Source organism: Aminivibrio pyruvatiphilus (assembly GCF_004366815.1).
Taxonomy (GTDB): domain Bacteria; phylum Synergistota; class Synergistia; order Synergistales; family Aminobacteriaceae; genus Aminivibrio; species Aminivibrio pyruvatiphilus.
The window spans coordinates 64,949-89,060 of record NZ_SORI01000004.1 but is presented as its reverse complement, the minus strand read 5'-3'; the positions used below and the strand labels follow the sequence as shown (position 1 = coordinate 89,060).

Here is a 24,112-nt window from a genome sequence, read left to right as displayed (position 1 = left end):
AAAGCCTCGCCTTTTTTCTATATTCCGTTTTCTCCGCCGCGAAAGGGAAGGGATAGGTATGCGCTTCAAAAGAGTACTTTTGAAACTCTCCGGAGAGGTTCTCTCCGGCTCCAACGGTTTCGGATTCGACTTCGACGCCGTGCGCCGCATAGGCGAAGAAATAGTCGAAGTGGCCCAGTCCGGGATCCAGATCGCCATGGTTGTCGGGGGCGGCAACATGCTCCGGGGGCGGGAACTGGAAAAGCTCGGGGTCGAACGGGCCCAGGCGGACTATATGGGCATGCTGGCAACGGTGATGAACGCCCTCTGCCTGCAGGATGTGCTGGAGAAATTCGGCGTTCCCACCCGGGTCCAGACCGCCATAGAAATGCGCCAGATGGCCGAACCGTATATCAGGCGCCGTGCCCTTCGCCACCTGGAAAAGGGCCGGATCGTGATTTTTGCCGCCGGCACCGGCTCCCCCTATTTTTCAACCGATACGGCGGCGGCGCTGCGGGCCGCGGAAATGGAAGCGGATTGCCTGTTGAAAGCCACCAAGGTAGATGGTATATATAATGCTGACCCCAAGAAGCACCCTGACGCGGTGCTTCTGCACAGGCTGACCTACATGGAGGCCCTGCGCCGGCAGTTTGAGGTGATGGATGCGGCAGCATTTTCCCTCTGCATGGAAAATGCCATACCGATAGTGGTATTGAACATACTCCAGAAAGGAAACCTGAAAAACTTTCTGGTGAAGGGTACCGACACGGGAACCATAGTTTCAGCACAAGAGGACGGCGGGGCTTGAGGTGCAGGACGGGCGTCCGCCTTTCCATTCTTCATTAAGAGGAGGAATTCCGGTATGCCGAAAGAAGAGCTGAAAGTACTGCGGGAACGCATGGAAAAGGTTATCGAGCACCTGAAGGGCGAATTTCTCGCCATCAGGACGGGACGGGCTCACCCGGGACTGGTGAGCGACATCAAGGTGGATTATTACGGAGCTCCCACCCCCATCAAGCAGATTGCCACTATCTCGGTCCCCGAGGGAAGACAGATTGCCATTTCTCCCTTCGACAGGTCGGCCCTCAAGCTCGTCGAGAAGGCCATTCTGGCTTCATCCCTCGGCGTGACGCCCCAGAACGACGGCGAAATCATCCGGGTGAACCTGCCTGAGCTCACCAGGGAACGGCGGGTGGAACTGACGAAACTCGTGGGGAAATACGCCGAGGAAGGCAGGATTGCCCTGAGGAACCTTCGGCGGGACTCGAATGAAGTTCTTAAAAAGAAGGAAAAGAACTCGGAAATCAGCGAGGACGACCTCAAGAAATACACCAAGGACGTCCAGGACGTAACCGACGAATTTATTAAAAAAGTCGACGAAACGCTGAAGGCGAAGGAAAAGGAGATTATGGAGGAGTAGACAGGAACTCCGGAATTTTCAGGAAGCGGGGGGAGTACCCCCGCTTCTTTTTGCAGGAGGGATGGACATGCCGCTGCCAAAGGCGTATGTAACCCGCAGGGTTCAGGATGCGGGACTGGGCCTTCTTCCCGGGCGGGTGGAATTTGAAGTCTGGGAAAAAACCGTCCCCGTGGACCGGGAAGTGCTTCTGGAGAAGGCCTCACAGGTTCAGGGGCTTCTGTGCACCCTTTCGGACAGGATAGACGAAGAGCTTCTCGCCCGCTGTCCGGGGCTGAAAGTGGTGAGCAACTACGCGGTGGGATACGACAACATCGACGTGGAGGCGGCCACGAGACGGGGAGTGCTGGTCACCAACACGCCCGACGTGCTGACCAATGCCACAGCCGATATAGCCTTCACCCTGATTCTCGCATCTGCCCGCCGGGTGGTGGAGGCGAACGAGTTTCTTCGTTCGGGAGACTGGGTCACCTGGCATCCTGACCTGCTGCTCGGGCAGGATGTGTCCGAAGCTGTTCTCGGCATCGTGGGAATGGGGAAAATAGGCCGGGCAGTGGCGAAAAGGGCGGCGGGCTTTTCCATGAAGATCCTGTTTTTCAACCGTTCCCCGAGGCCCGACATGGAAAAGGAGCTTGGCGCCAGGCAGGTGCCCCTCGATGAACTGCTGAGAGAAAGCGACTTCGTTTCCCTTCACTGCCCACTGAGCGCGGAGACAAAAGGGCTCATCGGTGAGCGGGAGCTTCGGATGATGAAGAAATCTGCCATTCTCATCAACACTTCAAGGGGACCTGTGGTGGACCAGAAAGCCCTCTACAGGGCCTGTTCCGAACAATGGATATGGGGCGCGGGGCTCGATGTTTTCGAAAAGGAGCCTGTTCCCCTGGACGAACCCCTTCTTTCGCTGAAGAACGTCACCACCATACCCCATCTCGGGAGTGCCACGATCAGGGCCAGGGAAGGCATGGCACGAAAGGCCGCCGAAAACCTCCTGGCCGCGCTGGAAGGAAGAAAACCGGCCGACCTGGTGAATCCGGAAGCCTGGAAGGAATAAAAAGCTGCCCCCTCCGCCGTTGTGCCGGAGGGGGCGTTTTTTTCAGCTTTCGTCCCTGTCTATTTCAGTTCTTCGAGGAACTCTTTGAAGCGTCTCATACCCTCTCTGATTTCCTCCTCCGAGTTCGAGTAGGAAATGCGGACGTTGCCCGGTGCCATGAAAGCGCTGCCGGGAACAAGGGCGACGTACTTGGACTCAAGGAACACCTTGCACAGTTCGGAATCGTCGGAAAGAACCTTCCCGTTCCAGCTTTTTCCAAGGATCCTGTCCACGTTGAACCACACATAGAACGCTCCCTTGGGCTCGGTAAAGGAAATGTAAGGCATATCCTTCATAAGCTCCACGATGAGGTCCCTTCTCTTGCTGAAAGCCTTGTGCATGGTCCTGACGTCCTGGTCGGCCTCCTTCAGTGCACCGACTGAGGCCCACTGGGCCACGGAGCATGCGTTGGAGGTGATGTGACCCTGGAGGTCGCCGAGATATCCCATGATGGACGAGGGACCGAGGGCGTAGCCGATCCTCCAGCCTGTCATGGCGAAGGCCTTGCTGACTCCGTTAATGATGATGGTGAGATCCTTTGCCTCAGGAACGAGGTTCAGGATCTGGTGGTGTTTTTCTCCGCAGTAGACAAGCCGTTCATAAATCTCGTCGAAGATGATGACGATATTGTGTTCTACTGCGAGTTTGCCGAGGTCCCTGAGGCACTGCTCGTCATAAATGGCGCCCGTCGGGTTGTTGGGCGTGTTGACGATCATGGCCCGGGTTCTCGGGGTGATGGCTTTCTTTATGTCGTCGTACCGGGGGATGAAGTCGGTTTTGCTTGTATCCACGAGAACCGCTTTGCCGTCGAAGAAGCGGATCTGTTCCACGTAGCTCACCCAGGCGGGTGTGAAGACCAGGACTTCGTCGCCCGGATCGATGACGCAGCCCAGAGCTTCGTAGAGGAGGGGCTTCGCTCCTGCCCCGACGACGACGTTGGCGGGAGAATATTCAAGGCCGAAATGCTCTTTGTAATAGGCGCAGACAGCCTCTCGAAGCTCCGGAATGCCCGTGCCCGGGGTGTAGTGGGTCTGCCCTTTTTTCATTGCTTCCTCGGCATAGCGGATCGCCGAAGGGGGAGAGTCGAAGTCGGGTTCTCCGGCGCCGAAGGAAATAACCGGCTTTCCTTCCCGTTTGAGGCTTTTTGCTTTTGCTGTAACGGCGAGGGTTGCTGAAGGTTCCATCTTTCGGGCTCTCTCGGAAATGTACATGACATAATACCTCCTGCACGATATGGTGTTAGCGTCATTATACCCCATACAGGGGCTGATGGGGGCTTATTCCTTTTGTTGCCCAGAATCTCCCCCGGTGTTAGAATGATAGCATAATTACAGAGCCTGAATGGAGGGATTTGCATGGACATACGCTTTGTCACCCGCGGGGTCGAACTGAAGGACGACCTGAAGGACTACATGGAAAACAAGATGTCCAAGCTTGAGAGATTTTTCAGCCGCATCATCGACGGCCAGGTTGTGATGAGCTTCGGGAGGGGACTGTTCACCGTGGAGATCACCTCCAACGCCAACGGGGTCATTATGAGAGGGCAGTCCAGTGCCCCGGACATGAGGAAGGCCTTCGACCAGGGGCTTAAGAATCTGGAGCGGCAGATCAAGAGGCACAATGCATACCTGAAGGACCGGGCCCAGCTGAAAACCCATGACGTTTCCTTCGAGCTGCCCTTGACCGAGGTTGAGCCGCCCATTCCTCCCGAAGAGGAGATCGTGAAGGTGAAGCGTTTCCCCCTGCGCCCCATGAGCGCGAAAGAAGCGACCATGCAGATGGACCTTCTCGGTCACGAGTTTTTCCTCTTCAAGAATGCGGAATCCGGTTCCGTCAACGTCGTCTACAAACGGAAGGACGGCGGGTACGGTCTCCTCGAACCTTCGGAGTGATCCGCTCCCGAAGAGGGTTGTCTGACACGGAGAGGACCCTGCGCGGGTCCTCTTTTTCATAGGACGGAAAGAGCATGCATGAAGTCTCTCTCGCGGAATCTATTGTAACCGCCCTGCTTCAAATGCAGGAAGAACAGCGCTGGAAATCCGTCGTGGAAGTCCGGCTCAGGATCGGTGTCCTGAGACAGGTCTTCCCCGACATTCTTTCTTTCGCATTCAGCACCGTCTCCCGGGGCACCGCCCTTGAAGGAGCCCGTCTCGTCGTGGAGGACGTTCCCCTTTCCTTCCGGTGCAGAGACTGCGGAACGTCGTGGAAGGACGAGACTGCCCTGTGCCCTTCCTGCGGATCGATTCACCGGGAAACGGTAGCGGGGATGGAACTGGAAATTGAATCGGTGGAGGTAGAAGAGCAATCATGAGCAGGATCGTTACCCTTCAGCAGTCAATTATGGCCGAGGACGAAAAATTCGCCGCATCCATCAGGGAAGCGAACAGAAAAAGAGGTCTCCTCATGGTGAACCTCATCGGTTCTCCCGGGTGCGGGAAGACGACTCTCCTCGAGCGGACCGCGAAAGACTCCGGCCTCTCCTTCGCCGTAATCGAGGGAGACCTGGCGACGAGCAGGGATGCGGAACGGCTCGATGTTCTCGGTGTCCCTGTTGTTCAGGTGAATACTCACGGAGGATGCCACCTGGAGGCGAACGTGGTGGAAAAGGCAATGGAAGCTCTCCCCCTGGACTCCCTCGACGTCCTCTTTGTCGAAAACGTGGGAAACCTGGTGTGCCCCGCGGAATTCGACCTTGGCGAGGACTTCAAGGCGGCCATGCTGAGTACGCCGGAAGGAGCGGACAAACCGCTGAAATATCCCTACCTTTTCAGCTCCTCAAAGATCGTTCTTCTGACCAAGACCGACCTCCTTCCCTACCTTCCCTTCGATATGAAGATGTTCTCCGGCGATGTAAAATCCCTCAACCCGGAAGCACCGGTCCTGCACCTCAACGGGCTCACCGGTGAGGGATTCGGGGGATGGACGGACTTTCTGAAAGACAGGATCAAGGAGAAAAAAGCGGATGCACGATGAAAAAAAACTCCTGGAAAAACTGAATCCCCGACAGAGGGAAGCGGTCGCCTACTGCGACGGCCCCCTTCTGGTCCTGGCAGGCGCCGGAAGCGGCAAGACCAGGGTCCTGGCCCATAAAATCGCCTATCTCGTGGCAAAGGGACTGGCCAGGCCGGAAGATATTCTTGCCGTGACGTTCACCAACAAGGCCGCCAGCGAAATGAAGGAACGGGTCAGGGCGCTTCTCGGGGAAACGGGACGGGAGATGCAGATCTGCACTTTCCACTCCTTTGGCCTGCGTTTTCTTTTCCGGAACAGGGCAGTGCTTCCCTCAGTCGGACTGAAGGAAGGCTTCGCTATTTTCGACAGGGGAGACAGCCGTTCCCTGGTCAAGGAGATCATGGAAGGGCTCAATATCGACACGAAGCAGTTCGAGCCTTCATCCATGCTCGACCGTATCTCCACGGTCAAGAACGACTGCCTCCCGGCGGGAAGGTCTTCCCCCCTGCTCGAGGGGATCTACGGCGACGTTTTTACCGCCTACAACGAAGCCCTGAGACGGCAGAACGCCGTCGACTTTGACGACCTGCTTCTTCTTCCCCTCCGCCTGCTCACCTCCGGTACCGATCTGCTGGAAAGGGAGCGAAACCGACTTTCGTGGATCCTGGTGGACGAATACCAGGACGTCAACAGGCCCCAATACCTCACCCTCGGGAAGCTGGTGGGACCGAAGCGCAAAATAATGGTGGTGGGGGACCCTGACCAGTCGATCTACGGCTGGCGGGGCGCCGACATGACCATGATCCTCAATTTCGAACAGGATTTCCCCTCGGCAAAGGTCGTCATTCTCGACCAGAATTACCGGTCTTCCGGCACCATCCTCGGGGCGGCGAACGCCCTGATCGAAGGCAATTCAAAGAGGCGGAAAAAAGACCTGTGGACTGCCCGCAACATGGGGGAGAAAATTTACACGCTCCTCGGCCAGACGGAGTACCAGGAGGCGGATTTCCTGGTGTCGGAGATACGGAGACTTCATGACAGGGAGGGGTACAGCTACGGCGATATGGCCCTCCTGTACCGCATCAACGCCATGAGCCGGGTCTACGAACAAAAATTCCTCGAAAACCGGGTTCCCTACCGGGTCGTGCGGGGAACGGCCTTTTACGACCGGAAGGAAGTGAAGGATATCCTCTCCTTCCTCAGGGCGGCGGTGAACCCCCTGGACAGGGTCTCCCTTACCCGAATCGCCAATATCCCGGCAAGAGGGCTCGGAAAGAAGAGCCTGGAAAAGGTGTTCGCCTTCCTGGAATCCCTGCCGGCCCTTTCCGCCGGGGAGTACTGGAAGACCCTGGCGGAAGGGGTCAGGGCGGCGGAAGGAAAGGCAGGGACAGGGCTGAAAGACCTGGCACGGCACATGGTGAAGATTCTCTCCCTTTCCGACAGCCTGGCTGACATACTGACCTACATTCTCGATTCCATGGGATACGAGGACATCCTCAGGAAGGATGATCCCGACGGGTGGGAAGAGAGGGTGGAAAACATCAGGGAACTGCGCTCCATAGTTCCCGCAGGCGGCGACCTCTCCGAAATGCTCGCCGAGGCGGCACTCTTCACGGACCTTGAAAAGCTCGACCTTGACGACAAGAACGCGGTGAACCTCCTGACCCTTCATGCTGCGAAGGGGCTCGAGTTTCCCGTGGTTTTTCTTGTCGGAATGGAAGAGGCGGTCTTTCCCCACTTCAAATGCCTGGAGGACAGGGAGAACATGGAAGAGGAGCGGCGGCTCTGCTACGTGGGCATGACCCGGGCCGAGGAACGGCTCTATATGACCGGGGTCAGGTCCCGCAGGCTCTTCGGCACCACATTCCGCAACGGTTTTTCCCGTTTTCTCTGGGAAATCCCTGACAAGTTCAAAACTGTGGACGACAGGGGCGAGGAGGAAAAACAGCATGCTGGCTTTGGGAGTAACAGGAGACGTTGGGGCTGGTAAATCGACGCTGACCCGTTTCTGGAAGGAAATGGGGGCTTCCGTCCTGGATGCGGACGAGATCGTCCGGAGCCTGTGGAAGCGCCCCGATGTCATCGGCAAGGCGGTCTCACGGTGGGGCAGGGGAGTGGCGGACAACGGCGGGAACATCCTTCGGGGAGAAATAGCGGCCCGGGCCTTCAGCTGCGCGGAAGATTACGCCTGGCTCTGCGGGCTGCTTCACCCTCTCGTCAGGATTGAAATGGAACGCATCTCCGCCTCCCTGGAAGGCTGGGTGGTGGCCGAAATACCCCTTCTTTTCGAGGGCGGGGTGCCCGAATGGATCGACGCTACGGTCTACCTGGCCGCCCCGGAAGAAAAAAGAAGGGATCGAAATTCTGTGAGGGGATGGGACGGAAAGGAAATTCTCAGGAGAGAATCTTTTCTTCTTCCGTCGGAGGAAAAAAAGCGCCGGGCGGACATGGTGCTTGAAAACACCGGCACCCTTGAAGATCTCAGGGAGACGGCGGGAAAGAAAGCACTTTTTTTCCGCCGCCTTTCAGGCCTTGTCCGGTACACCGTGACCTTCCAGCGATACGAGGATGCTCTTCTGTACCGTGATTTTCTCTGGAAAGAACGGCTCGGGAGCGATTTCCACTGCTTCAGGAGCGACACCATGGAGAAAAACACGGAAAACTGGCTCGTTTCCTTTATTTCCCGCGAGAGTTTCTTTGCCGGGCTTTCCCGTCCTCACGTAATGGACCGCGCCAGGGGCCCCTACACGGCCACCATACGGCGGATGCCCTACAAAAAGCGCATTGCCCTTTCGGAGGAACTCTCGCAGTGAAGGTCATAACCAGTCACATGGGCAACGATTTTGACTCGCTTGCAAGCATGGTGGCGGCCCAGAAGCTTTATCCCGGTGCCAGGCTCTGCCTGGCCGGTTCCGCAAGCCGTACGGTGAGGGAGTTTCTCAAGAAGCACGGCAACCGGTGGTCAGTGGCGACCCCGAAGAAAATCAAGTTTGACGAAATCACCATGCTCGTCGTGGTGGACGCGAGATCCCGTTCGAGAATTGGCCCCTTCGCCTCCCTGCTCGGAAAGAAGAACATCCCGGTTCACGTCTACGACCATCACCCTCCCTCCTCCGACGATATCGACGCCGAGTTCATCGCCATCGAACCGGTTGGGGCAACCACCACGCTCCTCGTGGAAATTCTCCTCGAAAGGAGAATCCCCATCTCCTCCTGTGAGGCAACCCTCTTTGCCACCGGTATTTACGAGGATACCGGCGGCCTCACCTTCAGCGGAACAACGCCCAGGGATTTTGCTGCCGTCGCCAGAATGAAGGAGCTCGGGGCCGACCTCACGAGCATACCGACATTCATAGAAATGACCTTCTCCGCTCCGGAGAGGAAAATTCTCGACAGCCTCATAGAAAACGGCTGGGTCAGGTTCATCAACGGCGCAAAAGCCGTTTTTTCCGCGGTCTCCTCCCCCGGATACGTGGACGGCCTTTCCCTGTTCGTCCACAGGCTGAGGGACTATTTCGACGCCGATATAGCCATCGCCGCGGTCCGGATGGATACCCGGACCTACCTGATCGGGCGAAGCCATGACGATATTCTCGATATGGCGGCCTTTCTTTCTCCCCTCGGAGGCGGCGGACATCCGCAGGCGGCTTCGGTAACCCTCCATAACGCCAAGCCTCTCCCCCTCGTAAAGGAAATGGAGCTTCGGCTTTCCGAAGCGGTAAAACCTTCGCTGACCGCAGGAGATATCATGACGTCGCCCGTCATGGTGATTCCGCCGGATTCCTCCGTGGATGACGCCTACAGGATCATGATACGGTACGGCCATTCCGCCCTCCCCGTGGTGAAGGGAAAGGCCATCCTCGGCCTCATCACGAGGAAAGACCTGGACAAGGCTCACCTCCACGGTTTCGGCAAGACCCTCATCAGGGAATTCATGACCGAGGGAGTCATCAGCATTTCGAGGGAAGCCTCGGTTCATGAGGCCCACAGGCTTTTCGTCACCCACAGCATCGGGCGCCTGCCCGTCACCGACGGAAACCGGATTGCGGGTATCATCACCCGCACCGACCTTGTGAAAGCCCTCTATCCCCTGTCTCTTCCCAGAGAAGAGAGAAGCGGCGCCCCGGAGCTTCCCTGGACCGAGGACGTTTCGTGGCTTCTTGAAAAAAGCCTCGCCCCGGAATCCATCTGCCTCCTGAGAACCCTGGGGGAACGGGCGGAAAAGCTCGGAATGAGAGCCTACATCGTCGGCGGAATCGTGCGGGACCTTTTTCTCGGAAGGGACAATCTCGACCTGGACATCGTGGTGGAGGGTGACGCCCCCCGATTTCTGAAAAGCTGGGAAAAAGACGGCCTCCGGGTGTCCGTTCACGAACGGTACAAGACGGGCACAGTGGTATTCCCGGGAGGAAAAAAAGTCGATGTGGCCACCGCCCGGCGGGAGTTTTACGAATTTCCCGTCGCCCAGCCGAAGGTGTTTACCGATTCCCTGAAGCACGATCTGTACCGGCGTGACTTTACGGTAAACGCCATGGCCGTTTCCATAAACCAATCCACGTGGGGCGTCCTGGTGGATTTCTTCGGCGGACGGAGGGACCTAGGGAAGAAAATCCTGAAGGTCCTCCACAACCTGAGTTTCGTGGAAGACCCCACCAGGGTCCTGAGAGGAATCCGGCTGGAGCAGCGCCTCGGCCTTGCCCTGGAGGACAATACCCTGAGGCTCCTGAGAAGCTGCGTGCGGGGAGGCCTTCTCGTAAGACTCTCGGGCTTCCGGCTCAGGAGCGAGCTTGAACTGTCCTTCAGGGAGCGTTTCCCTTACCCGGCGGCAAAACGGATGGAAGAGCTTGGAGTCTGGGAAGTACTTTTCCCGGGGCTCCGTCTCGGCGAAACCGGAAGGAGAACCTTCAGACGCCTCGGCGCCTTTCTCGGCCGTATTTCAAGGGATTTTCCGGATTTCCGGGGCAGACAGTGGCTGGCCTTCTTTTCCGCCCTTCTCATGGAATCCCCGGAGAATATACGGCTTGCCGCCATTGACAGGCTGAACCTTCCCGAGTCTGAGCGGGGCATCGTGGTTAAATGCCTTTCAGAACTGGGAGCGGTGGAGCACGAACTCGGAGGCCGCTCGGGACCTTCGAATTCCCAAATATATGCCTTTCTCAGGGATGCGGACCCGGCGGCCTGCCTCTTCTGGAGTGCCGCTACAGGCCGATGGAGGGTCCGGAGAAGGATTCTTCTGTACCTTACCAGGCTCCACCGCACATCCTCCCTTCTGAAAGGCAGGGACCTGATCGAACTGGGATACGGGGCGACCCCGAGAATCGGGGCCATCCTCGAAAAGCTGAAAATACTCAGGCTTGACGGTATCCTTGAAAATCGGGATGATGAGGTCCGCTACGTGCGGTATAATTTCCCCCTGTGAGTTTTTTAAAGGAGAGTGAAGACCAATGTTGCGTATGCCCGCACTTGCGGACCTGTTACTGAGCGTACCTGCCGTTCTCTGGGCCATAACCTTCCACGAGTTCTGCCATGGCTATATGGCATACCGGCTCGGAGACCCCACGGCTGCCCGGATGGGCAGGCTGACCCTCAACCCCCTGCATCATTTTGACCCCATAGGAGCCCTCATGCTCCTTCTGTTCAGGTTCGGATGGGCAAAGCCGGTGCCCGTGGACCCGAGATATTTCAAGCATCCCCGGAGGGATATGTTCCTCGTCTCCATTGCGGGAGTGAGCGGAAACTTTCTCACGGCCTTCCTGTTCGGTATGATCGCCAGGCTCTTTCCGTACCCGTTTCTCGCGATTCCGGCCCTGAGACAGTTCATCTTCCTGATGATCGTCATCAACATCGGCCTCGCCGTTTTCAACCTCATCCCCATTCCGCCCCTCGACGGTTCGAAGTTGCTATACCCCCTTCTGCCGCCGGCGCTCCTGGAGAAGTATTTCTGGCTCGAACGGTACGGTTTTTTCATCCTCATGATCCTTGTCGCTCTCGGTGTGGTGCAGGCCATCATGGGGCCCGTGGTGATGTTTTTCCTCAGGTTGATACTTCTGTAGGAGTTTCAAAATGAAACTGCTCATCACCAATGACGACGGAGTTTTCGCCCCCGGCATCGTGGAACTGGCTTCAGCCCTCTGCCGGCTGGGGCACGAATGTGCCGTCACCGCCCCCGACCGGGAGCGGAGCAGCGTCGGGCACTCCATCACCCTGACCCGGCCTCTCCGGCTCTGGAAGGCCGCCCCGGGACCCTATCCTCCCGAATGCGCCGTTTTCGCCTGCGACGGCACTCCCTCTGACTGTGTCGTCCTTGGGATGGAGGAGATCATGCCCGATCCGGAGCTCGTGGTCTCCGGAATCAACAGGGGACCGAACCTGGGCGACGACCTGACCTATTCGGGAACGGTATCGGCAGCCATGGAAGGGGTCATCCTCGGACGGGGAGCCATCGCCTTCTCCCTGGACTGCCATGAAAGCGACCAGGAACAGCATTATGAAACCGCCTCTACGGTTGCCGGGGCCCTGATCGAATTCATCAGCTCCAATCCTCTTCCCCGGGGAGTCCTTCTGAACGTGAACGTCCCCAATGTTCCCCTGTCCCTCCTCAGGGGCATCAGGGTCACCAGGAAGGGCGTCCGGCTGTACGAGGGAAAGGTGACCCGCTTTACCGATCCCGGAGGAAGGACCTACTACTGGGTGGCGGGACGCCCGGAGGATCAGCTCGAGGAGGGCAGCGACGTCTGGGCGGCGGCAAACGGGTACGTTTCTGTAACTCCCGTACACATGGACATGACCCATTTTCCTTCCATCGACACTCTCACAGCAGACGGCGCCGAAAAAATAAACTTCAAGTAACTGAATCTGGTTTACTTGACATTTGTTTATTCCTCTGTATAATCTTCTTCGTCGGCGTTTTGAAAGGCGATGACGGGGAAGAGTACTCCTTTGCGGGCAACAGAGAGGAAGAGCCGCGGCTGAAAGCTTTTCCGGCTCCGGCAGGGAGGAAGAGGACCCCTGAGCCTGTTTCGAGGAAAGGCTTCCGGCCAGGGAGAAACAGACGCCGGGCGCATTTCGCGCAAGGCAGGGTGGCACACGGGCAAACGCCCGCCCCTTTCCGGGGCGGGTTTTTATTTTTAGAGTATCCTGGAGGGATTTTCATGTCGAAAAAGGGCAAAGTGGTTCTGGCGTACAGCGGTGGTCTTGATACGTCCGTAGCCGTCATGTGGCTCACGGAACAGGGATACGACGTGGTCACCATGACGGCCGACGTGGGTCAGCAGGCGGTGGATCTCGAGGCGGCGAAGAACAAGGCCCTGCGGAGCGGAGCGGTGAAAGCCTATGTTCTCGACCTCAAGAAGGTCTTCGTGGAGAAATTCGTCTGGCCCTCCCTGAAGGCAAACGGCATGTACCAGAGCACCTATCCTCTGAACTCGGCCCTTTCGAGGCCTCTCATCGCGGAGGTCATGGCGGAGATAGCGAAGAAGGAAGGAGCTGTGGCCGTCGCCCACGGCTGCACCGGCAAAGGACAGGACCAGGTCCGCATCGAGGTGTGCACCAATGCGCTCAACCCCGAGCTGCAGGTGCTCGCCCCCGTCCGCGACTGGCACTTCACCCGCGAGGCGGAGATGGAGTATGCACAGGCCCACGGAATTCCCGTCCTTGCGACGGCCGCTTCGCCCTACAGCATTGACGACAACATCTGGGGCAGGTCCATCGAATGCGGCATTCTGGAGGATCCGTGGAATGAACCTCCTTCGGACGCCTACACCCTGACGGTCGATCCCTGGGACACTCCGGATGAGCCGGAATACGTGGAGATCGCCTTCAGCAAGGGAATCCCCGTAGCTCTCGACGGAGAGAAGATGGACGGTCCGGCTCTTATCGAAGCACTGAACGTCAGGGCCGGCCGGCACGGAGTCGGAAGGATCGACATGCTGGAAGACCGGCTTGTGGGGTTCAAGAGCAGGGAAGTCTATGAATGCCCCGCTGCCATTACCCTGATCAACGCCCACCGGGCCCTTGAGACCCTGACCCTTGACAAGAAGGTCATCGCCGCAAAGAAAGAACTGGAAATCAAGTTCAGCGACCTCACCTACGAAGGCTACTGGTTCTCTCCCCTGAAGGACGCCATCAACTCCTTTATCGAAACAACCCAGGAGTACGTTTCAGGGATTGTAAAAGTCAGGATGTACAAGGGAGAAGCCGTAGTGAGAGGCATGAAGTCAGTGGATTCCATCTACAGCCATACCCTCGCCACCTATTCGGAAGGAGACGCCTTCGACCACAGCGCCGCCGTGGGCTTCATCAAGATATGGGGTCTTCCCATCAAGACGTGGAGGCAGGTGCACGAGTCCAAGGAAGCCATCGAGATCCCCGCCCAGTAAACAAGGACAGCGGACAACACGGAAAACCGGGGCCTCTTCTTCTCAGTGAGGCCCCGGTTTTGTTCATTGAACCGGCACAGTCTCTTTTCTTCTGATTCGTCAGGAAAAGACTTCTTCAGGAGGGCAGGGGAGATCCCCAAGTTCCTTTCTCACCGAGCGGACCGCTTCCTTTTCCTTTCCGGACCAATCCTCGAGCCTGGCTGCGATATCTTCCCTGTGCAGGCCGAGTATTCTCACGGCAAAAAGGGCGGCGTTTTTTACCCCGTCGATTCCCACCGACGCCACGGGAACGCCGGGAGGCATCTGGGCCACGGCCAGCAGGGCGTCAAGCCCTCCCACTGATCCGGCATTCACCGGAATTCCCACCACCGGAAGGGTAGTATGGGCGGCCACCACTCCGGGAAGGGCGGCGGAAAGACCCGCTGCAGCCACAAGCACCCGGATCCCCCGTTCTCTTGCCCTTGAGGCGTAGCGGGCCACATCCTCCGGGGTCCTGTGGGCCGAAGCAACAGAAATTTCCCATGTCACGCCGAAGAAGGAAAAAACCTCCTCCACCTTCCTCACCAGTGCCAGGTCGGATTTCGATCCGAGCAGAATGCCTATTTCGGGTGCTGATCTCTCTTCGTCTCTCATTGTTCATTTCCTCCTTTGGCGGAATGCCTTTTGGCCTATGTCCTTCCTGTAGTGCACGTTTTCAAAGCTGATCGCGGAAGCTCCCTCGTAGGCCTTTGCGATGGCCTCCTCCAGGGAGTTTCCAAGTCCTACAGCGCTGAGAACCCTGCCCCCGGACGTGATGAAGTGCCCTTCCGGGTCCAGGGCGGTGCCGCCGTGGAATACAAGAAAATCCGTCATACCGGCGGCTTCGTCGAGGCCCGTAATTTTTTTACCCTTTTCGAATGATCCTGGATATCCTCCTGAGGCGAGAACCACGTCTGCAGACCACCGGGCGGGTTCCCGGAAAGAAACTTCGCCGAGCCGTCCCTCGCAGCATGCGATGATCAACTCCCCAAAATCGCCCTCGAGAAGAGGAATCACAACCTGGGCTTCAGGGTCTCCGAACCGGACATTGTACTCTATGACCCTGGGCATTCCGTCAGACCCGATCATCAGTCCGGCGTAGAGTATGCCGCAGTAGGGGATTCCGTCTTCCCGGAGTCCCCGGAACGAGGGCTCGAGAATCAGGTTCCTGATCCTGTCGCACAGGGATGAATCAACCCACGGCACCGGTGCAAAGGCCCCCATTCCGCCGGTATTCGGCCCCCTGTCGCCGTCGAACACCCTCTTGTGGTCCTGGCTTGGAGGCAGCATCCTCCAGGTCAGGCCGTCGGTGAGGGCGAGGACGGTCAGTTCCTCCCCCTCCAGGGCGTCTTCAACGATGACCTTCCTGCCTGATTCTCCGAGGAGGCCCTCTTCGATCATCCCCCTGGCGGCCTGTATCGCTTCCTCCATGGAAGAGGCGACAACCACGCCCTTGCCTGCGGCCAGGCCGTCTGCCTTGACTATAAAGGGAGCGCGGCGCTTTTCAAGGGCCGAGCGCACTTCGTCCACGGTGGAACACAGATCCCAGGGCGCTGTGGGGATGCCGTGCCTCTCCATAAATTTCTTGGCGTGGAGCTTGCTTCCTTCGAGCATGGCTCCTGCCTTTCCGGGACCGAATACGGAAAGGCCTTCATTCCGGAGGTCATCTGCGAGACCGGCTGCAAGAGGAACTTCCGGACCGATGACCACGAGGCCTATGGAATGGGCCCGGAGAAGGGGAAGAAGCTCCCCGGCGGAAAGGCCTGCAGAGGGGTGGAGGACGGCGAGTGACGCCATGCCGGCATTTCCGGGCGCCGCATGAATGGTTCCGACGGCACCCGATTTCGAAAGGGCCCACACGATGGCGTGTTCCCTGGATCCGCCGCCGACAACCAGAAAGTTTGTCATTCCCCCCTGCCTCCTCAGTGGCGGAACGTGCGCCATCCGCTGATGAACATGGAAATGCCGAGCTTTTCTGCGGATGAGAAGACTTCGCTGTCCCGTACCGATCCGCCGGGCTGGATGATCGCCTCGATGCCGGCGTCCGCAGCCGCCTCGATACCGTCGGAGAAGGGGAAGAATGCATCGGAGCCCAGAACCGCTCCCCGTGCCTTCTCTCCGGCCTGCCTCACGGCAAAATCGACGGCGTGGAGCCTGCTGCAGAAACCTCTTCCTATACCCACCGCTTCCCGGTTCTTCACGATGGAGATGGCGTTGCTCTTGGAAAGGGCGGCCACTTTCCAGGCGAAGAGAAGGTCTTCCCAGAGGTCGGGCCGCGGTTTCCCTATCCATTCGCCCTTATCGGGAAGGGGAAGGGGAGGAAGGCTGTCCTGCTGCACCAGGAGGCCGCTCCAGGTTCCGGTGAACTGGAGGGGAGACACCCTGCCGCCCTTCCAGCGGAGCACCCGGAGGGAAGGTTTCTTCTCCCGGAGAATTTCCACCGTTTCATCGTCATAATCAGGGGCAACAAGCACCTCGGTGAACCGGTCCGCTATGGCGAGCACCGTTTCCATGTCCACTTTTTTCGAAATTCCCACCACTCCGCCGAAGGCGGAAACAGGATCGCACCCCACCGCCTTCTCGTAGGCCTCCCGCGGAGTGGAACCGCAGGCCATGCCGCAGGGGGTGGTGTGCTTGATCACCAGGGCTCCGCAGCAGTCCTGGAGGAGGGCGCATCCTCTCATGGCGCAGTCGGTGTCGAGGATATTGTTGTAGGAAAGAGGCTTTCCGGAAATCTGTTCCCACGGAAGATCCGCAAGGGAAGGCAGGTAAAGGGATGCTTCCTGGTGGGGGTTTTCACCGTACCGGAGATCCTGTTTCTTCACAAAGGCAAGGGGCATTTTTTCCGGAAGGTGAGTGGGGGCTGACCCGGTCGCCTCAGCAAGCCCGTCGACGATGGCGGCATCGTATGCAGAGGTGGAGCGGAAGGCCTTTAGTGCCAGTTTCTGCCTGCTTTCCTGGCAAACATCCCCTTCGGAACGGAGTTCTGCTGCGATGCCGTCATAATCGCCGGGGTCAGTGAGCACAACGACCTGCCGGTAGTTTTTGGCTGCGGCTCTCAGCAGGGAGACTCCCCCAATATCGATGTTCTCGAGAAGTTCGTCCAGTTCAGGAGCACGGCGGGCCGTCTCCTCGAAGGGGTAGAGGTTGCAGACGATCATGTCGAGCAGGGGAATGCCGAACTGCTCCGTCTCCTTCATGTCCCCCGCTACTTCCCTCCGGGCGAGAATTCCTCCGAAGACGAGGGGATGGAGGGTTTTCACCCTGCCCCCGAGAATGTGGGGGTACCCGGTGACGTCGGAGACTTCGGTGACAGGCATGCCGGCCTTCCTGAGATGATCGGCCGTTCCTGAACTGGAAATCAGATCCCAGCCCAGGGAAACAAGTTCTTCCGCGAAGCGGGCGATTCCCGTCTTGTCGAAAACGGAGAGAAGCGCTTTTTTGCCCTTCATTGTTTCAGCTCCTTTCAGATGCAGGGACGCCGGAAAAAAGCCCGGCGAGGGTCTTCCAGTACAGTCCGTGCTCCGCCCTGTGGATTCTCTTCTCCAGGGATTCGAGGGTATCACAGGGGCGGACGGGAACTGCCTTCTGGGCCAGTATCGGTCCGGAATCCACCCCTTCGTCCACCAGGTGGACCGTTACCCCGGTAATTTTGACCCCGTATCTCCACGCATCGCCGATGCCGTCCCTGCCGGGAAATGAAGGGAGAAGAGAGGGGTGGATATTCACAATGCGGCCTCTGCGGGCTGCAACGAATTCAGGAGAAAGGAGGCGCATGAAACCCGCCAGGACGATCCACTCCACATTATTGCGGGAGCAGAGGAGGGCGAGCTGCTGTTCTGCCCCCCGTCTGCCTTCCTTACCGTAATCAAGCATTTCCGCCGGAAAACCCATTTTTCTGGCGATATCAAGTCCGGCTGCCCCTGGATTGTCGCTCGCGACGAACTTCAGGCGGGCATCCAGCTTTCCCCGGGCCACAGCCCTGGCGATGGCGGCCATATTTGTTCCCCGTCCGGAGATGAGGACGGCAAAGGATGTCATGCCGAAACCCCGCCGATGACGTATCCTTTCTCTCCCAGGCTTTCAAGAAGGGAGAGAAACTCGGGGAGCTTCTCTTTCCTGACGATGAAGGCAAAACCGATGCCCAGGTTGAAGACTTTTCGCATTTCGCTCTCGTCAATGCCCCGGTCACGGAGAAGGGAAAATATGGGGGAACGGGGCCAGGCGTCGTAGTCAAGAGAGAGGGCAAGATCTCCGGGAATGACCCGCCGGATGTTGTCATAGAGCCCCCCGCCGGTGATGTGGGCCATGCCCCCCACGAGTCCCGAGCTGGCGGCCTCGAGGGCAACGGAGACATACAGTCTCGTGGGGACGAGGAGACTCTCGCCGATGGTTTTTCCCTCGAGAACTTCCGGCGTGTCGGAAAGACCGCAGGGATTGCCGGAAGAGAAAAGGGCCTTCCGGACGAGGGAAAAACCGTTGCTGTGAACTCCCGAACTCGCAATGCCGACGACGGCGTCGCCGGGGGCGATACGGCTCCCGTCGATAATTTCATCCTCCCGGAGCATGCCGACGGAAAAACCCGCAAGATCGAGTCCGTCTTCGTTGTAGGTACCGGGCATTTCCGCAGTTTCTCCCCCGAGGAGGGCACACCCGCTGTCCCGGCAGGCCCTGGCCGCACTTTCCACGATGGGGCCGAGGATTTCGGGTTTCAGCCTTCCGCAGGCGATGTAGTCCAGGAAGAAGAGGGGCCGGGCGCCGCAGGTGACAAGGTCGTTCACATTCATGGCCACCAGATCCTGGCCGATCCCGTCAAATTTTCCCGCAGCCTTGGCCACTTCGATCTTCGTTCCCACTCCGTCGCAGCACCCCGCGAGGACAAGGCCGCCGGGAAGCCTGTAGAGGCCGCTGAATCCTCCGATTCCCCCCAGGACGTTCGGGTCGGCCGGCATGGACCGGACGATATTCCTGATGGTCCCTACCCATTGGTCGGCAAGGGGAATGTCCACCCCCGCGTCCCTATAGTTCAGGTTCATTATCTTCTCCTCCCTCCATGTACTGGCCGGAAAAGCAGGCCGTGCAGACCTCGCCGCAGGGAAGACCGATAGCCTCGATGAGGTCTTCCTCCGTTATGTAGGAGAGGGAATCCGCCCCCACCTCCCGTTCGAGCTGCCGGAGGTTCATCCTGGCCGCCGCAAGCTCCACCCTCGTCGGCGTATCGATGCCGTAGTAACAGGGGAACCGCACCGGCGGAGACGAAATTCTGACGTGAACCTGGCTTGCACCGCATGCCTTTATCATGGAAATCATCCTCTGGCACGTGGTCCCCCGGACGATGGAGTCGTCCACCACCACCACGTTCTTGCCCGAAAGCACTTCCGTGATTGGGTTGAGCTTGATTCTTACGCCGAGCTCCCGGACCCGCTGGGTCGGTTCGATGAAGGTCCTGCCGACGTACCTGTTCCTGACCACTGTCTGTTCATAGGGAGTGGCACTTTTTTCCGCGTAGCCGAGGGCGGCGATGGTGCCGCTGTCCGGCATTCCCGTGGCGAGATGGGCTTCGGGGCACGGTGCCCGGTCGGCGAGCTTCCTTCCCAGTTCTTTCCGGACCTCGTAGACCGAGCGCCCGCTGATGACGCTGTCGGGCCTTGCGAAATAGACAAATTCGAAGGCACATCCGTAGCGGCGCTTCACGTCCACCGGAATGGGGATGGAATCCATGCCCTTCCGGCCGAAGATGACCACCTCTCCCGGCTCAACTTCCCGCACCACTGAGGCACCTACAAGGTTCAGGGCGCAGGTTTCCGAGGAGACGTAAAACACGTCGTCCCGCTTTCCGATGACCAGCGGCCGGAATCCCCAGGGGTCCCTGGCGGCCACAAGATCCTGGCCTATCACCATGGCGAGGGAGTAGGCCCCCCTCAGTCTGGTGAGAGAATCCAGCAGGGCGTCCAGGGACTCCTTGTGGGGCTGGTGGGCCATGAGGTGAAGGATGACCTCCGTATCCGTGGCCGAATGGAAGATGGCTCCGCGGTTTTCAAGGAAAAGCTTGATTCCGCCTGCATTGGTCAGGTTCCCGTTATGGGCCACGGCAAGGGAGGTTTTCGAAGTGCTCGCTGTGAGCGGCTGGGCATTCGCCAGTTCAGATCCCCCTGCGGTGGAGTACCGGACATGGCCTATGGCGCACGACGTTTCCACGGCCGCAAGTTCTGCCTGGTTCAGGGCAAGATGGACAAGCCCTGATCCCTTGATGGAGGAAATCCGGCCCTGGGGATTGACCCAGGCCACTCCCGCCGCCTCCTGGCCTCTGTGCTGCAGGGCGTAGAGGCCCAGGTAGACGTCCTCCAGAACCTTTTTCCCCATGGGGGAGTAGGCACCGAAAATGCCGCACATTCAGTTATTCCTCCATATTTCCCGTAGACGGGCAACCGTCAGGCTGAAAGCCCCGTCAACGGAAAGAGAGTCGCCGCCTGCCCGCCCCAGTTCAAGGCACGGATAGCCGCTCCAGATTGCCTTAAAGAGAGGAACCCTGGACATGGGAACGGAATACAGGGCCCGGGCTCCTCCCTCGCCGAAGAGAACCACATCTTTTCTTGTGGGAATCCCGAGGGTAATGTGTGCCCCGAGACCGCTTTCCGCAGAGTCCTTCGCCAGGGCGGCGGCAAGTCCCCCTCCGGCGAGAGCCCGCCCGCTCCGTGCCGCTTTTGCACGGGCGGTTCTGAGGGCCCTTTCGGAAAAATCCTTTTCGGCTTCACCGGAGAAACCGAGAGGGCGCCCTGCAGGGGACAGGCCAAGGGACCGGAGGTACTGGCTGCCGGCGAGGGAAGGGTTGCAGGGGCCCACAAAGAAGAGGACATCCCCTTCTTCCCAGGCACCTGAGAGAAGGTAATCGTCGGGGGAAGGAATGAGTCCCACCGTCCCCACCACGGGAGTAGGCAGAATGGCGCCGGATTTCGTTTCGTTGTAGAGACTCACGTTCCCTGAGACCACCGGACAGCCGAGGGCTACGCACGCTGCCGCCATCCCCTTGATGCATTCTTCCAGGGCCCAGTATTGCCCGGGAACCTCGGGGGACGGAAAATTGAGGCAATCCGTCAGCCCGAGGGGTTCAGCTCCTGCAACCGAGAGAGCCCGCACGGTCCGGGCGACTGTTTCGGCGCCTCCGCTGAAAGGATCGAGGCCGCATTTCCAGGGATCAGCGTCGAGAACCAGGGCGATAAGAGACTCTTTTCCCTTGACCCTGAGGACGCTTACCGGATGTCCCGGCCCCCTGACCGTGTTGAGCTGCACCATGGAGTCGTACTGCTCGGAAATCCAGTGTTTCGGGGCCATGGAAGGAGTACCGAGGAGGGAGAGCAGCGCCTGGTTCCAGTCTCCGGGAACGGGGAGACCGTCCAGGTCGAAATTCCATCTTTTTTCAAAGTCCGCCGGTTTTTCCGCCGGCCAGTGAATGGGGGGACACCCGTCCCCGATGAGCGTGGCGGGAAGGGAAGCAACTTTTTCTCCGTGGAAGAAAATGGAGTAGTCATCCCCCTCCTCGGTTTCCCCTATGACCGCGCAGTCAAGTTCCCATTTCCGGGCGACCGAGCAGACCTCGTCAATATTTTTCGGTTCGACGATGAGCAGCATTCTCTCCTGGGATTCGGAGAGGGCGATCTCCCAGGGCTCCATGTCTTCTGCCCGAAGGGGCACCCTGTCGAAGTGGAGTTTCATGCCGACACCGCTCTTGGCTGCCACCTCGCTCGAGGAGGAGGTGATGCCTGCGGCACCCATATCCTGCATGCTGACGATCAGGTTCTTTTCCTTCAGTTCAAGGCATGCCTCGATAAGCATTTTTTCCGCGAAGGGATCGCCTATCTGTATGGAAGGCCTGCTTTCCTTGGCGTCCTCAGAAAGTTCGACGGATGCGAATGCCGCGCCTGCTATGCCGTCACGTCCGGTTTTGGACCCGAGAAGAACCACGAGCTGCCCCGGGCGGGCGGTCTGGGAACTGACGATTTTATCCAGCTCGACGAGACCGATGCAGAATGCGTTGAGAAGAGGGTTTTCGTTGTAGCATGAATCGTAGGCCGTTTTTCCTCCGACGGTGGGGACACCCACGGCATTCCCGTAGTCTCCCACCCCCTTCACGATTCCCGCAGACAGATGACCGGTTCTGGGATGTTCCGGGTCTCCGAAAAAGAGTCCGTCCATGGAGGCCACAGGCCTGGCACCAAGGGCGAGAATATCCCGGATGATGCCTCCGACCCCGGTGGCTGCTCCCTGGTAGGGCGCCACCGCGGACGGGTGATTGTGGCTTTCCGCCTTGAACGCCGCTCCAAGACCGTCTCCGAGGTCGACGATTCCGGCGTTTTCACCTGGTCCGAGGATGACCTTCGGCCCCCTTGTGGGGAAATGCTTAAGAAGATGTTTCGTGGACTTGTAGCTGCAGTGCTCAGACCACATAACCCCGAGGATCCTGAGTTCGCATTCATTGGGCTCCCTTCCGAGGGCGGCTTCGGCGGCGGCGAATTCTTCCTTCCTGATGCCGTATTTACTGAAGTCCATGGCGCCTGCCTCCTTTCTCGAGGAAAGAAGCGACGGACCGCCAGAACAGCCGGCCGTCCTCTCCTCCGAGAATGGCCTCGCTCGCCCTTTCCGGGTGGGGCATAAGGCCAAGAATATTGCCCTCCGGATTGACAATGCCCGCGATGCTGTTCACGGACCCGTTGGGATTCCACTCATCTCCTCCGTCACCGCCGGGAGAGACATAGCGGAAAACGGCCCCTCCTCTTTTTTCCAGGTCTTCGAGCTCGTCTGCGGGGAGGAAGAAGAGGCCGTCCCCGTGGGCGATGGGAAACTGCACTACCTGTCCTTTTTCGAAAAGGCCCGTAAAGGGCGTTTCCGTGTTTTCCACCGACAAACAGCACGGCCTGCAGATAAATGAAAGGGTTTTATTGGGAAGAAGCACTCCGGGAAGAAGGCGGGATTCAGTCAATATCTGGAACCCGTTGCAGATGCCCAGAACGAGTCCCCCATGCCCGCCGTGCTCCCTGACCGCCCCCATGACGGGGGATCGGGCCGCCATGGCGCCGCTTCTCAGGTAATCTCCGTAGGAAAAACCGCCCGGCAGAATGACGAGATCGGTTCCTTCGGGGAGCCGTTCCTCCCTGTGCCAGACGGCATTCACTTCACATCCGAGGGTGTCCCTGACGGAATGAATGACATCCTGGTCACAGTTGCTCCCCGGAAAAATGACGACGGCGGTCTTCACCTACTCTCCCTCCACTTCGATGCGGTACTGTTCGATTATGGGGTTGACCAGGAGATCGTCACACATTTGTTCCGCTTCTTTCCTGGCGCCGGCTGCCGAATCGGCTTCGATCCAGAGCTGGATGTACTTCCCGACTTTTGCGGATCCCAGGGAATCATGACCGAGGGAAACAAGAGAATTGGCCACCGTTTTTCCCTGGATATCGAGAACGCCCTCCTTGAGCTGAACAAAAACATGGACGTGACGGAGCATCACAGGGCCTCCGCAGAGGATACCCGTCTCCAGATTTCTTCGTAAGCTCCGAGAACGTCTCCCAGGTCTTTCCGGAAACGGTCCTTGTCCAGGCGGTTTTTGGTGTCCCTGTCCCAGAAACGGCAGGTATCGGGGGAAATTTCGTCCGCGAGAAGAAGGTTGTCTTCCGTGTCGGTTCCGAACTCGAGCTTGAAGTCCACCAGTATGATCCCGAGGCCGAGAAAATATTCGGAGAGAAGAGAATTGACCTTGAGGGTTATTTCCTTTATTTTATTTAACTGCTCCTGAGTCGACCAGCCGAAGAGAAGGGCATGGTCCTCGGTTATAATCGGATCGCCCAGAGCATCGTCCTTCAGGTAGAGTTCAACCAGCGGGCGGGGAAGCACCTTGCCTTCCTCGACTCCGAGGCGTTTGCAGAGGGTTCCCGTGGTGATGTTCCTCACCACTACCTCGATGGGGATGATGGTGACCTTCCGGACAAGCTGCTGGAGATCGTCGATCCTGCTGATAAAATGGGTGGGAACGCCTTTTTTCCCCAAGTGCTCGAACAGGACGGAGCTGATGAGGTTGTTGAGCCTTCCCTTGCCTTCAATGGAGTCTTTTTTCAGGGCGTTGAAGGCCGTGAGGGAATTTTTATATTCCACGACGTACACGGAAGGATCGTCAGTGGTCCAGACTTTTTTCGCTTTTCCTTCGTACAGAAACTCTCTTTTTTCCATGGGGGCACCTCCGGCGGAATGATGTGCTCACATTATTTACTAGAACGCAAAAAA

General features: G+C 58.4%; 23 protein-coding genes. 12 read left to right on the top strand and 11 right to left on the bottom strand.

Features of this window, described 5'->3' with window-relative positions:
* Nucleotides 1-58 precede the first annotated feature (58 nt).
* The 3 genes from pyrH to C8D99_RS04590 all read left to right on the top strand — a co-directional run bounded on the left by pyrH (nucleotide 59) and on the right by C8D99_RS04590 (nucleotide 2,447).
* On the top strand, nucleotides 59-787 hold the full coding sequence (gene pyrH, locus C8D99_RS04600; protein WP_133956890.1) for a UMP kinase: 729 nt from the start codon (nucleotides 59-61) through the stop codon (nucleotides 785-787).
* A gap of 54 nt (nucleotides 788-841) precedes the next feature.
* A complete protein-coding gene (frr, locus tag C8D99_RS04595) occupies nucleotides 842-1,399 on the top strand; it encodes a ribosome recycling factor (RefSeq protein ID WP_133956888.1) in 558 nt (185 codons plus the stop codon).
* A gap of 67 nt (nucleotides 1,400-1,466) precedes the next feature.
* Nucleotides 1,467-2,447, top strand: coding sequence for a 2-hydroxyacid dehydrogenase (locus C8D99_RS04590; RefSeq protein WP_133956886.1), 981 nt, complete (start codon nucleotides 1,467-1,469; stop codon nucleotides 2,445-2,447).
* A gap of 59 nt (nucleotides 2,448-2,506) precedes the next feature.
* Here the strand turns inward: C8D99_RS04590 and C8D99_RS04585 are convergent, their stop codons facing one another.
* On the bottom strand, nucleotides 2,507-3,697 hold the full coding sequence (locus C8D99_RS04585) for a pyridoxal phosphate-dependent aminotransferase (protein WP_133956884.1): 1,191 nt from the start codon (nucleotides 3,695-3,697) through the stop codon (nucleotides 2,507-2,509).
* A gap of 144 nt (nucleotides 3,698-3,841) precedes the next feature.
* On the opposite strand from C8D99_RS04585, the gene hpf reads away from it, so the two are divergent.
* From hpf to C8D99_RS04540, 9 genes are all read left to right on the top strand, one after another.
* Nucleotides 3,842-4,378, top strand: coding sequence for a ribosome hibernation-promoting factor, HPF/YfiA family (hpf, locus tag C8D99_RS04580; RefSeq protein ID WP_133956882.1), 537 nt, complete (start codon nucleotides 3,842-3,844; stop codon nucleotides 4,376-4,378).
* Between the two features lie 74 nt (nucleotides 4,379-4,452).
* The gene (hypA, locus tag C8D99_RS04575; protein ID WP_133956879.1) at nucleotides 4,453-4,797 is read left to right on the top strand and encodes a hydrogenase maturation nickel metallochaperone HypA; all 345 of its coding nucleotides are present in this window, start codon (nucleotides 4,453-4,455) and stop codon (nucleotides 4,795-4,797) included.
* Entirely contained in the window at nucleotides 4,794-5,459 is a 666-nt protein-coding gene (hypB, locus tag C8D99_RS04570; RefSeq protein WP_133956877.1) for a hydrogenase nickel incorporation protein HypB, read from the top strand. The genes hypA and hypB overlap by 4 nt, the downstream gene beginning before the upstream one ends.
* Nucleotides 5,449-7,428: an ATP-dependent helicase gene (locus tag C8D99_RS04565; protein WP_133956875.1), complete on the top strand. Its 1,980-nt coding sequence runs from the start codon at nucleotides 5,449-5,451 to the stop codon at nucleotides 7,426-7,428. The genes hypB and C8D99_RS04565 overlap by 11 nt, the downstream gene beginning before the upstream one ends.
* Nucleotides 7,388-8,251: a dephospho-CoA kinase gene (coaE, locus tag C8D99_RS04560; RefSeq protein WP_133956873.1), complete on the top strand. Its 864-nt coding sequence runs from the start codon at nucleotides 7,388-7,390 to the stop codon at nucleotides 8,249-8,251. The genes C8D99_RS04565 and coaE overlap by 41 nt, the downstream gene beginning before the upstream one ends.
* The gene (locus C8D99_RS04555; protein WP_133956871.1) at nucleotides 8,248-10,857 is read left to right on the top strand and encodes a CBS domain-containing protein; all 2,610 of its coding nucleotides are present in this window, start codon (nucleotides 8,248-8,250) and stop codon (nucleotides 10,855-10,857) included. Before coaE ends, C8D99_RS04555 begins: the two co-directional genes overlap by 4 nt.
* 25 nt (nucleotides 10,858-10,882) lie before the next feature.
* A complete protein-coding gene (locus C8D99_RS04550; protein WP_133956869.1) occupies nucleotides 10,883-11,491 on the top strand; it encodes a site-2 protease family protein in 609 nt (202 codons plus the stop codon).
* Between the two features lie 10 nt (nucleotides 11,492-11,501).
* A complete protein-coding gene (gene surE / locus C8D99_RS04545; protein WP_133956867.1) occupies nucleotides 11,502-12,287 on the top strand; it encodes a 5'/3'-nucleotidase SurE in 786 nt (261 codons plus the stop codon).
* 302 nt (nucleotides 12,288-12,589) lie between these two features.
* A complete protein-coding gene (locus tag C8D99_RS04540) occupies nucleotides 12,590-13,816 on the top strand; it encodes an argininosuccinate synthase (protein WP_133956865.1) in 1,227 nt (408 codons plus the stop codon).
* Between the two features lie 99 nt (nucleotides 13,817-13,915).
* Here the strand turns inward: C8D99_RS04540 and purE are convergent, their stop codons facing one another.
* Genes purE through purC form a run of 10 tightly spaced genes read right to left on the bottom strand, consistent with a single transcriptional unit; the run spans nucleotide 13,916 to nucleotide 24,058 of the window.
* The gene (gene purE / locus C8D99_RS04535; protein ID WP_133956863.1) at nucleotides 13,916-14,449 is read right to left on the bottom strand and encodes a 5-(carboxyamino)imidazole ribonucleotide mutase; all 534 of its coding nucleotides are present in this window, start codon (nucleotides 14,447-14,449) and stop codon (nucleotides 13,916-13,918) included.
* 3 nt (nucleotides 14,450-14,452) lie between these two features.
* Nucleotides 14,453-15,742, bottom strand: coding sequence for a phosphoribosylamine--glycine ligase (gene purD, locus C8D99_RS04530; protein ID WP_133956861.1), 1,290 nt, complete (start codon nucleotides 15,740-15,742; stop codon nucleotides 14,453-14,455).
* Nucleotides 15,743-15,756: 14 nt separating this feature from the next.
* Entirely contained in the window at nucleotides 15,757-17,286 is a 1,530-nt protein-coding gene (purH, locus tag C8D99_RS04525) for a bifunctional phosphoribosylaminoimidazolecarboxamide formyltransferase/IMP cyclohydrolase (protein ID WP_133956859.1), read from the bottom strand.
* 4 nt (nucleotides 17,287-17,290) lie between these two features.
* Nucleotides 17,291-17,875 (bottom strand): phosphoribosylglycinamide formyltransferase, encoded by a 585-nt coding sequence (gene purN, locus C8D99_RS04520; RefSeq protein ID WP_133956857.1) that lies wholly within the window; start codon nucleotides 17,873-17,875, stop codon nucleotides 17,291-17,293.
* Complete coding sequence (gene purM / locus C8D99_RS04515; RefSeq protein ID WP_133956855.1) at nucleotides 17,872-18,870, bottom strand: phosphoribosylformylglycinamidine cyclo-ligase; 999 nt, start codon at nucleotides 18,868-18,870, stop codon at nucleotides 17,872-17,874. The genes purN and purM overlap by 4 nt, the downstream gene beginning before the upstream one ends.
* Nucleotides 18,854-20,227 (bottom strand): amidophosphoribosyltransferase, encoded by a 1,374-nt coding sequence (purF, locus tag C8D99_RS04510; RefSeq protein WP_133956853.1) that lies wholly within the window; start codon nucleotides 20,225-20,227, stop codon nucleotides 18,854-18,856. The genes purM and purF overlap by 17 nt, the downstream gene beginning before the upstream one ends.
* Nucleotides 20,228-22,381 (bottom strand): phosphoribosylformylglycinamidine synthase subunit PurL, encoded by a 2,154-nt coding sequence (gene purL, locus C8D99_RS04505; protein WP_133956851.1) that lies wholly within the window; start codon nucleotides 22,379-22,381, stop codon nucleotides 20,228-20,230. It lies immediately after the preceding gene.
* Nucleotides 22,368-23,087: a phosphoribosylformylglycinamidine synthase subunit PurQ gene (gene purQ, locus C8D99_RS04500; RefSeq protein ID WP_133956849.1), complete on the bottom strand. Its 720-nt coding sequence runs from the start codon at nucleotides 23,085-23,087 to the stop codon at nucleotides 22,368-22,370. Before purQ ends, purL begins: the two co-directional genes overlap by 14 nt.
* Complete coding sequence (purS, locus tag C8D99_RS04495) at nucleotides 23,088-23,339, bottom strand: phosphoribosylformylglycinamidine synthase subunit PurS (protein ID WP_133956847.1); 252 nt, start codon at nucleotides 23,337-23,339, stop codon at nucleotides 23,088-23,090.
* Nucleotides 23,339-24,058, bottom strand: a complete 720-nt coding sequence (gene purC / locus C8D99_RS04490) for a phosphoribosylaminoimidazolesuccinocarboxamide synthase (protein ID WP_133956845.1) — start codon at nucleotides 24,056-24,058, stop codon at nucleotides 23,339-23,341. Before purC ends, purS begins: the two co-directional genes overlap by 1 nt.
* Nucleotides 24,059-24,112: the final 54 nt, after the last annotated feature.

Excerpts from the sequence above, each read along its gene's own strand:
- pyrH (WP_133956890.1), top strand. The coding sequence starts at position 59 with ATGCGCTTCAAAAGAGTACTTTTGAAACTCTCCGGAGAGGTTCTCTCC.
- frr (WP_133956888.1), top strand. The coding sequence starts at position 842 with ATGCCGAAAGAAGAGCTGAAAGTACTGCGGGAACGCATGGAAAAGGTT.
- C8D99_RS04590 (WP_133956886.1), top strand. The coding sequence starts at position 1,467 with ATGCCGCTGCCAAAGGCGTATGTAACCCGCAGGGTTCAGGATGCGGGA.
- C8D99_RS04585 (WP_133956884.1), bottom strand. The coding sequence starts at position 3,697 with ATGTACATTTCCGAGAGAGCCCGAAAGATGGAACCTTCAGCAACCCTC.
- hpf (WP_133956882.1), top strand. The coding sequence starts at position 3,842 with ATGGACATACGCTTTGTCACCCGCGGGGTCGAACTGAAGGACGACCTG.
- hypA (WP_133956879.1), top strand. The coding sequence starts at position 4,453 with ATGCATGAAGTCTCTCTCGCGGAATCTATTGTAACCGCCCTGCTTCAA.
- hypB (WP_133956877.1), top strand. The coding sequence starts at position 4,794 with ATGAGCAGGATCGTTACCCTTCAGCAGTCAATTATGGCCGAGGACGAA.
- C8D99_RS04565 (WP_133956875.1), top strand. The coding sequence starts at position 5,449 with ATGCACGATGAAAAAAAACTCCTGGAAAAACTGAATCCCCGACAGAGG.
- coaE (WP_133956873.1), top strand. The coding sequence starts at position 7,388 with ATGCTGGCTTTGGGAGTAACAGGAGACGTTGGGGCTGGTAAATCGACG.
- C8D99_RS04550 (WP_133956869.1), top strand. The coding sequence starts at position 10,883 with ATGTTGCGTATGCCCGCACTTGCGGACCTGTTACTGAGCGTACCTGCC.
- surE (WP_133956867.1), top strand. The coding sequence starts at position 11,502 with ATGAAACTGCTCATCACCAATGACGACGGAGTTTTCGCCCCCGGCATC.
- C8D99_RS04540 (WP_133956865.1), top strand. The coding sequence starts at position 12,590 with ATGTCGAAAAAGGGCAAAGTGGTTCTGGCGTACAGCGGTGGTCTTGAT.
- purE (WP_133956863.1), bottom strand. The coding sequence starts at position 14,449 with ATGAGAGACGAAGAGAGATCAGCACCCGAAATAGGCATTCTGCTCGGA.
- purD (WP_133956861.1), bottom strand. The coding sequence starts at position 15,742 with ATGACAAACTTTCTGGTTGTCGGCGGCGGATCCAGGGAACACGCCATC.
- purH (WP_133956859.1), bottom strand. The coding sequence starts at position 17,286 with ATGAAGGGCAAAAAAGCGCTTCTCTCCGTTTTCGACAAGACGGGAATC.
- purN (WP_133956857.1), bottom strand. The coding sequence starts at position 17,875 with ATGACATCCTTTGCCGTCCTCATCTCCGGACGGGGAACAAATATGGCC.
- purM (WP_133956855.1), bottom strand. The coding sequence starts at position 18,870 with ATGAACCTGAACTATAGGGACGCGGGGGTGGACATTCCCCTTGCCGAC.
- purF (WP_133956853.1), bottom strand. The coding sequence starts at position 20,227 with ATGTGCGGCATTTTCGGTGCCTACTCCCCCATGGGGAAAAAGGTTCTG.
- purL (WP_133956851.1), bottom strand. The coding sequence starts at position 22,381 with ATGGACTTCAGTAAATACGGCATCAGGAAGGAAGAATTCGCCGCCGCC.
- purS (WP_133956847.1), bottom strand. The coding sequence starts at position 23,339 with ATGCTCCGTCACGTCCATGTTTTTGTTCAGCTCAAGGAGGGCGTTCTC.
- purC (WP_133956845.1), bottom strand. The coding sequence starts at position 24,058 with ATGGAAAAAAGAGAGTTTCTGTACGAAGGAAAAGCGAAAAAAGTCTGG.